Genomic DNA, 10,144 nt, shown 5'->3' on the forward strand with positions numbered 1-10,144 from the left:
CCGCGCCGGCAACCGCCATCGCCTTCAACACGCGCCCGCAGGACAGCGCGGCGGCGCTCGAGCGCGTGTACCCCGAAGCCCCGCGAAGCTGATCGCAGGAGGCGCCCTTCCGGGATCACCAGTTCGTCCCGACGGCACTGAGCCATCCGGCTTGTTTGCCGGCGGCCGGGAGCTCTCCGCGCCCAGGCCCTCCGAGAGGCGATCGCGATCATTTGCGCCCGCGCGCTGCCGGCGCAGGAGACCTACCAGAGCCGGGGCTTGCGCTGCCTCGAGCGACCCGAGAGGAGCACCAGCCGATAACGGATCCGCTCTCCTACCGCCTGCACCGCAGGCTGGGCGGCTTCTGCAACCACTGCGGCTGCAAGGGCGGACCAGGTTGGCGGGCGCCTGACGGGAAGTGCGTCGGACACCGCAACATCTCGAAGCTGTGCGGCTCACCCCCCTCGAAGCGCTGCAAAAAGGAGGGGTGAGGCGTGCGCTATCTGCGCCGTGGGCGTCTTTCTGCTCGCGATGCCTGCGCGGGCTGCCGAGCCGATTACACCTGCCGCTATGCCCCAGCGGAGGCCGCCGCTTATCCCAGTTCTTGCGAGGTGTACGACCACGCTCTGACCGGCTAGTCTGGCTGGCCGCGCAGCAGCTTCACGATCGTCCTGGCGATCGCCTCGTTGTTCAGGAGGTCGACCTTAGTTTCGTTGTCGGTGAGGATCATCGTGCCGCCCCCGTCGTCACCAGCCCGAACAATTCGCCGACGGGCACCTGAGCGCGGCCAGTCTCCGCGGCGCGACGAACCTTGCGTTCAAGAACGGCGCGCAAGGGAATCTGGCGGTCGAGCGCGTCGTGAAGGTCGCGACCGTCCATGCAGATAAGCCGCTTCCCGGCGCCGAACGCAGTCAAGCCCTCGGCGGTGAAGCCGTGGTAGCTGACGAAGAGGCCGCGCGCCCAGGCTGCCTTCTGCTCAATCTTGCCGTGAAAGGCATGGAGATCGCCGACGCCCGTCGGGCTCGCCTGCCATTTGGCCTCGAGCAGATAGGTCTCCTCGCCGAGCAGGAAGCTGCCGTCGATCTGTTCGCCGATATTGCGGAAGGGCTCGCGCGCCTTGAGGCCGGCGATGTCGAAGCAACGCCGGAGGAAGTCCTCGAACCCATAGCCGCGATCCTGCGGCGCCAGACTCGCGATCCGGACGAGATCGTCGCGGAGCCCGGCGAGCAGGCGCCAGTCGGTCGCCGGCTGTGGCCGCTGATCGCGACTGCTCTCCAGAGCGCCGTTCAACCGGGCGACCAGCGCGAGGAAGCGTCCCTCGGCGTTCGGCACCGGGTCGGACTGACCGGTATGGGCCAGCCACGCGGCGCGATGGTCCCAGAGGGCGCGCAAGGTCCGGACGACGCTGGCGTCATCGACCTTCTGCAGGAAGCAGCGCAAGCGCTTGCCCTTCGATCCGCCATGTTCGGCATAGGCGGGATCGTCGATGTCGACGTCGAGCTCGCTCGCGAAGAAGTCCACGAAGGAGGAGTCGGAGAAGTCGAGCACATAGCCGCGCCCCCGGATAAAATCCACGAGGTCGTCGACCAGTCTCAAATCGATGGAGCGTATCGAGCTAATGGCTTGTCCTCATACAAGAAACGGGAGGAATCCGGTGGTGTTTGGCGTTGAGGTCGACGACACTGCAGCCGTCATGTGAGATCGGTCGGGGGAGACGCCGCAGGCAGCAGCCGGCCAGCATGTGCCCGAGACGAAGGCAGGGGGCGGAGTGAACCAGGAGTCGCAGAGGATCAGTGCTAGCTTCGAGGCGATCGACGACCTGCTGTGGCAGGCGGTGGCCGGACGGCTGCCGACACTCGGCGCCGTCACGCTGGCCCGGTCTGGCCGAATCGGGCCGCTGGTCGAGCTGGCGACGGCGATGGCGGCGCTGCCCGACGCCTATAGCGCCGTGACTGTCGAGCCGCCCGTATTCCATCAGATCAACCGCGCACTTCAGGAAGGAACGGTTAGCGGCGCGGGCGCCCGTGATCGAGCGGGCGTGTTCCCGCTGTCGCGCCATGACCCTGAGGGTGATGGGCCCGAACGTTTGGTCTGGGATCAGTGGGCTAAGCATGCCGAGAACGCGGCCGTCGCGGCGGGTCTCGCGCGGGAACTGGCAGCGGGGCTCATGGGCGCCCTCGGCGAGTTGCTGGACAATGTCCTCGAGCATAGCGGCCGGCCGGAAAGCGGCGTTGTGGCCTATGCCGCGAGCGAAGGCGCCTTCGAGTTCGTCGTCGCCGACGCGGGGCGCGGCGTGCTGGCGAGCTTGCGCGAGAACCCTGAGTTCGCCGGGCTGACGGATTCTGGAACGGCGCTGCGGATGGCCGCGTCCGACGGCGCATCGCGACATGCCCGAAGCACGGGCCACGGCTACGGCATCGGTCGGTTGTTTCGCGCGCTTGCTCATGACGCCGCCGAGTTACGATTTCGCAGCGGCGACCACGCCCTGCGGCTCTGGGGCGACGCCCCGAGCCTCACCGGACAGGTGGAGTTGGCGCAAAAGGCCGGGCTGGACGGACTCGTCGTCTCGGTGCGCTGCGCGTCGAATGCGCCGCGTCGGCGGCCGTAACCGCAAGGCGGGCCTGGCACAGGTCTCATAGGAGGCTCGCACTAGCGCGACGTTGTGCGCGAGGAGGTCGTCGATCGGCGCCCCCTCCGGGGTCGGGAACTTCACCCACTTCAGCCGGCCCGATTCGGTCAGATGGGCCCGCCGCCGGCGGATGGTGCGCGAGAAGGCCTCGGTCTCGACCAGGGTGACGTCGGAGAAGTGCCGGCGGAGCATGTCCAGCTTGCGCCCGCCGCCCCGGATGACGAGCGTGAGCGGCCGACCGACGTGATCGGCGAGCGCGCAGAGCTGGGCGACGTGCCAGTCGATCCGCTCGCCCCGACCGCAGCCGGTTGCGAACTCGAACGCGAGGATCTCGATCTCCGGGCGGTCGGCGATGAGCTCGGCCCAGCGGGTGTAGTCGTGCTGGGTGCGGCCGTTCACATGCAGGGCGGTCGGCAGGCCCGCCCCCGCCATCTCCGTCCAGGCCAGCAGAATGCGCTTCATGGCGTGAAGGTTGTCGGTGCGCGGCACGTCCGTCAGGACGCTGTAGTTGGGCGTCGTGACGAGCGTGACGCCGAGCGCCCGCAATGCGGCCAGGATGGCGGGCCGGTCCTTGAGTTCCCACCAGCGCTCGATGGGCCCATCCTTGTCGACGCCGGACACCACGATCGCCGCGCCTTCGGGGATCAGGAACCGCGCTGCGAGGTCGGTACGGGAAGCGACGTGCGGCTTGCCGGTCGCGAGGTTGACGAGCTCATAGAGCGAGATCGCGACGGCCGGCTCGTCGAGGGTCGCCGCGCGTCCGTAGCGGTGATCGACGAAGGGAACGATCGCCGGCAGTGGGGGCACGCCGTTGGCCACGGGGCGCGGCGCCGTTTCGAAACCGAGACCTTCGACCTCCCGCATCCGGGCCACGAAGGCGCGCGGATTGAACCGGCAGACCATGTCGCACTTGGTCTTGTCCTGGCAGGAGCAAAGGTCGCGGCAGTCGAGGATGCCGGCGTCGGTGTGGAGGCCGCCGCAGCGATCGCGGTCGAGGCAGGTCGGGCAGCCCAGCGACGGGGCGTGGCGCGTGGCGTCGTCCCAGAGCCGCCGTGGCTGCGGGAAGTGGCGCGAGGGCTCATGGGACGGTCGGCGGTTCATTTCACGCTGATCTCCGCGGTGTCGCCGAAGAGCCCCACGCGCTGGAGCACCCCTTCGGCGTAGCCGCCGCCGTCGCGGATGGCCGCCGTCAGCTCAGGCGAGGGGTTGGCCACCCGCCCGATCGCGCGCAGGCCGTCGCTGACGGCGAGGCCGTCGGGTCCGCTCTGGACGATCAGCGTGTCGCCGGCCCTAACGCGGGAGCCGGCGTTCAGGTCGGCGGTGACGGTGCGGGCGGCCTCGGACATGGTAAGGTCGAGGAGCGTCGGCGCTTTCAGACGGTCGAGGCCGCCATCCCAGCGCTTTCGCCACGGCTTGCCGGTCTGTGCCCGGATGTAGTCGAGGCCCATCAGGCGGTCTCCAGGAGCGGGCTGAAGGATTTGGATTTGCCCTGCTTGCGTTCGACGAGCAGGCCCTTGGTGGCCAGCGCCGATAGCCGGTTGTTCCAGGCGGTCGGCCCGATGCCCTGGCTGCCGAAGCGGGCGGCGAGTTCTGGCGCGGTAATGGCGCCGAGCTCGATCACCGCCTCGAAGGTCGAGCGCTGGGCGGGGTCGAGGTCGCCGATCAGCTGGGCGCCGAGGACGCGGTCTTGGGTGTCGAGCTCGCAACTCCAGAGCACGTCGCCACGGGCGCGAACGAAGAACTCCAGCTCTTCGGCGACGGCCGGGAGGAGGTTGGCCACGACGGGGTAGATGTTGGGCAGGGTTTGCCGGGCGTAGTCTCGGAATCCGATGACGGCCTCGCGCAGGAAGGAGGCGGTCGCGACCTCGACCCGGTCGAAGTCGAGGAAGGCGGGTGTCGGTGTCCCCGACGAGCGCGTCACCGCGATCAGCGTGCTCAGCAGCTTCCGTCCCGGGATTGCGCCCGAGAGGACGGTCCGGCCGCCGGTCAGATCGATCAGTCGATGCCGCAATTCACTATCCTCACTTGAGTGGCGTGAAGGTGGTGAAATTGGATCGCCTCGTCAAGGGTATCCGGCGTTACGCTCTGGTTTTCTCCAACTCGCTAGCAGAGAAGCGGCCTCTGTCCGAAATTTGTACACCTTCTTCGGACTAGCAGCTTGGCATTCGTCCGAAAAAAGGCTACAAATTTCGGACATGAACGACTCGCCGACGGACCTTAAGGCCGCTGTGCTGCACCGGATGCGGCAGGACGGGCCGCGCAAGGTGTGGACGCCCGCCGACTTTCTCGACCTCGGCTCGCGCGACGCGGTCGACAAGGCGCTTCAGCGGCTGACGAAGGCGGAGCAGCTGCGCCGGATCGACCGCGGGCTCTATGATCGGCCTGGCTTCAACAAGCTGACCCAGAAACCGAACCCGCCCGATCCTCGCTCCGTGATCGAGGCGCTCGGTCGCCGCGACCAAGTCCGGATGCTGGTCGACGGGATGACCGCGGCCAACGACCTCGGGCTGACGGACGCCGTCCCCGCCAAGATCGTCGTCCATTCCGACGCCCGGCGCCGCGCGCTGCGGCTGGGCAACGTGACCATCAGCTTCCGCCCGACGGCAGCCAGCAAGCTCTTCTGGGCCGGACGCCCGGCCATGCGCGTCGTCCAGGCGCTACACTGGATGCGCGACCTGCTCGGGAGGGATGGCGAGACCGACCGGGTGCGTCGCAAGCTCCGCACGCTGCTCGACGATCCCGAGGCGGGACCGCCGCTCCGAGCGGATCTTCTAGATGGGATGACGACGCTCCCGACCTGGATGCGCGTTTTACTGAAGACGGTGGTCGAGGGCGACGACGGTGCGTCGGCGAAACGCAGCGGCGATGATGAGCATCATGGCCATGACGACGATGATGATCATGATCATCGCCGCCACAGTCCGGCTGCCGCGCGGCAGGCCGGCGATCCCGGGCGGTCGCGTCAAAAAGCCGGCGCCGCAAAGTGGGCGCAGCCCGCACATCGCGCGCCGAAACGGACATCGAACGCATGAACCCGGCCTATGACGAAGTGTTCTCGGCGGGCGCCGAGACGATGCTCAGCGCTTTCGACACCACCGCGGCCCGGCTCGGCACGACGTCGCAGAACGTCGAGAAGGATTTCTGGGTTTGCTGGACCCTAGACGCGCTTTTCCACGGTCTCCCCGACGGTGGGCCCCGCCTCCTCTTCAAGGGCGGCACCTCGCTGTCGAAAGGCTTCGGGCTGATCAGCCGCTTCTCGGAAGACATCGACGTCACAGTGTTCCGTGACGATATCGGCGCGCATGCGACCATCGCTGAGCTCGAAGCGCTCAGCGGCAAGAAGCGTAAAGCGCGGCTTGATGCGATCCGGGACGCCTGCCAAGCCTACATCAACGGGCCAGTGCGCGAGGCGTTGACCGCTATCTTGAACGACCGCCTGACCGCCGCCGGTCTCGAAACTGGGGGCACCCGTGTCGAGCCCGACGATGCCGATCCCGACGGGCAGACGCTGTTGGTCTGGTATCCCGCGACGACCCCGCGCTCGGACTATGTGCGGGCGGCGATCAAGATCGAGTCCGGCGCGAAGTCGGCGCTCGACCCTAATCGCCAGGTGCCGATCAAGCCCTATGTCGACGATGACCTGCCGGCGCTCGACCTGACGGTGCCGGCGGTGCGCACCGTCGAGCCGGAGCGCACCTTCTGGGACAAGGTCGTCATCCTCCATGGCTTGCGCCGTTGGTTCGACAACCGCGGCGAACTCAAGGGCGGCGGTCAGCGTGTGTCGCGGCACTATTACGACCTCCATAGGCTCACCCAGGAGGCGGTTGGAACGACGGCGGCAGGTGATCTCGACCTCGGCGCCGACTGCGTCGCTCACGCCCGCATGTTCTTCAACAGGCCCGACTTCGACCTGGCGAGCGCCGCGCCAGGCAGGTTCGCGCTGATGCCTCACGACGGCATGGTCGATCAGCTGAGGACCGACTATCGCGCGATGACGGGCATGATCTTCGGAGAGCCGCCGGCCTTCGACGACGTGCTGGGAAGCGTCAGGGCTCTTGAGCGTGCGCTGAACGCGACGGACAGGCGAGCATGATCAGGCGCGGGAGCACGAGGTGGGCGAACGATGTATTTCCGCGTCCTTGATAACGGGGTTCGGCCGGCGGCGGACGCGAAGGATCGCGCCTACCTCCTGACTGACAACTGGGACGACTGGTTCAAGTACAACACCATGTACACGCTCGTCGTGTACGACGAGGACGGCGAGCGCCATCAAATCGGGAGCGTGAAGATCGGCCAGTTCGAGATGGAGGAGGGCCAGCGGCGCGCCGCCATTCCGAAAAACTTCGATGCACTGGACGACCGCTTCTTCTCGCTCGGCCAAGACGACAGCTACTACGAGGCGTTGAACGCGCTCGGCCCCGAACAGCGTGACCTCATCTTGCGGGCGCTGAAGGACGTCGCCTTCGACACCGAGCTCTTTCGGCGGGCTCTCGACGAGAAGGTGACCGGCGTCTCGCTGCTGCGCGCCGTCACGCCAGCAAGCGTGCAGGGACAGTTCTACAGAATGGCGCGCGGCGGCGCGCGTCTGTCGAGCTACAAGTTCAGCTACACGGCGTCTAAGCCGCCTCGGTCGCGGATCAACCCGGTCCGTCTCGATTTCGCGGTCCAGCCGGAGTCGCAGCCACCCACCAACATTCACGTGCTGATCGGCCGGAATGGTGTGGGCAAGACGCGGCTGCTGAACGGGATGACCCGCGCGCTCGTCGGCGCCGAGGCCGACGGGGAGGATGTCGGATCGTTCGAGGGCGACACGGAAGACCTGATCGACGAACGGTTGTTTGCCAACCTTGTCTCGGTAACCTTCAGCGCGTTCGATCCCTTCGGCCCTCTCCCGACCCGCCAGGATAAGTCGAGCGGCGTGCAGTACGCTTATATTGGACTGCGACGTAGGGGCCTCGGCGAAGACGGCAAGCCGCACCCGCCGCGGACTCCCGACCAGCTCTCGTCGGTCTTCGGCCGCAGCGTCTGGTTGTGCCGGCAGGGCGCGCGCGTGAGCCGATGGCGGCGCGCCTTGGAGATGCTTGAGGCCGATCCAATCTTTAAGGACGCCGAGGTTGCGTCGCTTGCGGACGAAGATCTGCCCGAGAAGGAGTTTCGGGCGCGGGCGCGCTCCCTGTTCGGTAAACTGAGCTCGGGGCACAAGATCGTCCTGCTGACGATTACGCGCCTCGTGGAGACCGTCGAAGAGCGCACGCTCGTTTTGCTCGACGAGCCCGAGGCGCATCTTCATCCGCCGCTGCTGTCGGCCTTGGTCCGCGCGCTCTCCGATCTGCTGATCAACCGCAACGGCGTCGGCATAATCGCGACCCATTCGCCGGTCGTATTGCAGGAGGTGCCGCGAAGCTGTGTCTGGAAGGTGCGCCGCATCAATGCTCGGGTGGAGGCGGACCGCCCCGAGATCGAGACCTTCGGCGAGAACGTCGGCATCCTGACGCGTGAGATCTTCGGACTGGAAGTCACCGACTCGGGCTTTCACAAAATGCTGCGGGACGCCGTTGCTGCGGGCGACGACTACGAGGATGTCGTCGGCCGCTTCGACGGCGAGTTGGGCGGCGAAGCCAAGGCCATCATCCGGGCCCTCATCGCCGCTCGCCAGATCGACGTCTAGTGATGCTGAAGCTCGATCGTCCGCCCTACTCGGCCGAAGACACGTTCGCCGCTTGCATTAGCCGGGTGCGTCTGCCGGCATTGAAGGCGAAGCTGACAGGCGCCACCCAGGCGATTAGCGATGCGTCGGACGCCTATGTGGCGGCGGCGGAAGCGCAGGCTCTCGACCAAATCGCACGCGATCCCCTCGTCAACGGCACGGTGACGACGGCGGAGATGGAGGCGGTCTACACGGGTCGCATGGCGAAGCAGAGCAGCCCCGGCCGCGCCATCTACGACGACATCTTCGCGGCAGCCAAAGGGCGTTGTCCGTTATGCGCGCATCGAACGGTGACCACGCTCGATCACCACCTGCCCAAGGCGCATTATCCGGCGCTGGCTGTCGTGCCGGTCAACCTCGTCCCGGCGTGTAGCGACTGCAATAAGGCCAAGCTCGCGAGCGTCCCCCATGCTCCCGAGGATGTTTCGATCCATCCGTACTTCGACGATGTCGCCGACGAACGTTGGCTGTACGCCGACGTCGTGGAAGTCGCGCCGGCATCCGTGCGCTTTCGAGTGGAGACCTCGGCTGCATGGGACCCGCTGCTCGCCGAGCGCGTAAAGAGGCATTTTCGAGGACTGAAGCTGTCATCGCTCTATGGTTCCGAGGCGGCGGAGGAGTTGCTCAACATTCGACATCTCCTGATCGGCCTTCAGGCGAGCGGCGTCGACCATGTTCGCGCCTACCTCGAAGAGCATGCTGAGAGTTGTCTTGCGGGGCGTCTCAATGGCTGGCGAGGAGCGGCTTACGAGGCCTGGGCCGAAAGCGACTGGTTCTGCAACGGTGGCTTCGCGGCGGTCGGCTGAGGGCGATCGTCCGGACCGTGCTGACGGTGTCCGAGCGGCGCGCCTGCCGGGCGCTTGGCCAGCAGGCTCGACGCAGCGCAAGGTGCCTCGGGGGAGAGACGACGAGGAGGCGCTGCTGGCTGACCTGAGCTTGCCCCGGCTTGATGGACACCGAGAACGCTTTCGCGTGAGGTGTTTGCCCGATGCCCAAGACCCGTCCCGCATACCCAGCCGAGTTCCGTCGGCAAATGATCCATCTGGTTTGTGCCGGCCGCGACCCGACCGACCTCGCCCGCGAATTCAAGCCATCGCGCCAGACCATCCAGAACTGGGTCGCGGAGGCTGACCGCGGCGCGGGAGGACGCGAGGCCGAGCCGCCGACTGCCGATCCCGGCCTGACGACGACCGAGCGCGACGAGTTCGTCCGGCTGCGGCGCGAGAGCTCTCCCCCGGAGCCTCGCAATCCGGCATCACCACTGCGGCCGTCCACGGCCCTCCTCGTGCTCGCCTGCTCGGTGGCCAAGCGGCCCGATCCCAGCCGCATCCCGGCGATCGCGCGCTACCACGGACCGCTCTGGCGCACCCTGTGCGCGACTGATCCCGTCGGTCGTAGCGCCCGCGTGGCTTTCCACTCCGCCCGGTTCGGCTTCCACGATGCGGCGACGCCGATCGCGGACTACAATGCCCAGCTGAGTGCGGACTTTGCAGCCCGGATGATCGCGGGCGGCGTGACGACGCGCTGGCTCAAGCCACCTTTGCCGCGGTGGCCGGACATGATCGGCGTCCATGCCGGCGCCGAGATCGCCGGACTGACCCGCAATGGGCATGAGCCGTTCGAGAAGGTCGCGCTGACCGGTGGCCGGCTCTACCTCGACGTGATGCACGCCCTGCTCGCTGGCTTCGTCGGCATGGGGCCGAACGCCCGCGTCAACGTCATCAACGGGCCGATCGGCCTGACGCAGTGGGATCCGCGCAACCGGCTGTACGGGGCCGCACAGACGCGGGGAGGGCGGTCGTGAGCGCCAGTCCCAGCCACAACGGCGG

At 67.3% G+C, this 10,144-nt stretch carries 9 protein-coding genes; 5 read left to right on the forward strand and 4 right to left on the reverse strand.

Annotation, left to right across the window (positions count from 1 at the left end; all coding sequences use genetic code 11):
• Positions 1 to 705: 705 nt before the first annotated feature.
• The 4 genes from AX737_RS08115 to AX737_RS08130 form a co-directional block, all read right to left on the reverse strand.
• Entirely contained in the window at positions 706 to 1,575 is an 870-nt protein-coding gene (locus tag AX737_RS08115; RefSeq protein WP_245293410.1) for a restriction endonuclease, read from the reverse strand.
• 862 nt (positions 1,576 to 2,437) lie between these two features.
• Positions 2,438 to 3,511, reverse strand: coding sequence for a hypothetical protein (locus AX737_RS08120; protein WP_066920478.1), 1,074 nt, complete (start codon positions 3,509 to 3,511; stop codon positions 2,438 to 2,440).
• Positions 3,512 to 3,705: 194 nt separating this feature from the next.
• A complete protein-coding gene (locus AX737_RS08125; RefSeq protein ID WP_066920468.1) occupies positions 3,706 to 4,056 on the reverse strand; it encodes a hypothetical protein in 351 nt (116 codons plus the stop codon).
• The gene (locus tag AX737_RS08130) at positions 4,056 to 4,619 is read right to left on the reverse strand and encodes a hypothetical protein (protein ID WP_245293411.1); all 564 of its coding nucleotides are present in this window, start codon (positions 4,617 to 4,619) and stop codon (positions 4,056 to 4,058) included. The genes AX737_RS08125 and AX737_RS08130 overlap by 1 nt, the downstream gene beginning before the upstream one ends.
• A gap of 184 nt (positions 4,620 to 4,803) precedes the next feature.
• On the opposite strand from AX737_RS08130, the gene AX737_RS08135 reads away from it, so the two are divergent.
• The 5 genes from AX737_RS08135 (at position 4,804) to AX737_RS08160 (ending at position 10,119) form a co-directional block, all read left to right on the forward strand.
• Positions 4,804 to 5,640: a DUF6088 family protein gene (locus tag AX737_RS08135; RefSeq protein ID WP_082772947.1), complete on the forward strand. Its 837-nt coding sequence runs from the start codon at positions 4,804 to 4,806 to the stop codon at positions 5,638 to 5,640.
• Positions 5,637 to 6,701, forward strand: a complete 1,065-nt coding sequence (locus AX737_RS08140) for a nucleotidyl transferase AbiEii/AbiGii toxin family protein (RefSeq protein ID WP_066920470.1) — start codon at positions 5,637 to 5,639, stop codon at positions 6,699 to 6,701. Before AX737_RS08135 ends, AX737_RS08140 begins: the two co-directional genes overlap by 4 nt.
• A 30-nt stretch (positions 6,702 to 6,731) precedes the next feature.
• Positions 6,732 to 8,276: an AAA family ATPase gene (locus AX737_RS08145; RefSeq protein ID WP_066920472.1), complete on the forward strand. Its 1,545-nt coding sequence runs from the start codon at positions 6,732 to 6,734 to the stop codon at positions 8,274 to 8,276.
• A gap of 2 nt (positions 8,277 to 8,278) precedes the next feature.
• Positions 8,279 to 9,121 carry a hypothetical protein gene (locus AX737_RS08150; RefSeq protein WP_066920474.1) on the forward strand — a complete coding sequence of 281 codons (843 nt, stop codon included), beginning with the start codon at positions 8,279 to 8,281 and terminating at the stop codon, positions 9,119 to 9,121.
• A gap of 182 nt (positions 9,122 to 9,303) precedes the next feature.
• Entirely contained in the window at positions 9,304 to 10,119 is an 816-nt protein-coding gene (locus tag AX737_RS08160; protein WP_156453593.1) for a transposase, read from the forward strand.
• Positions 10,120 to 10,144 lie beyond the last annotated feature (25 nt).

The sequence above is a fragment of the Methylobacterium sp. CCH5-D2 genome, assembly GCF_001556475.1.
In the GTDB taxonomy this organism is placed as follows: Bacteria; Pseudomonadota; Alphaproteobacteria; order Rhizobiales; family Beijerinckiaceae; genus Methylobacterium; species Methylobacterium hispanicum.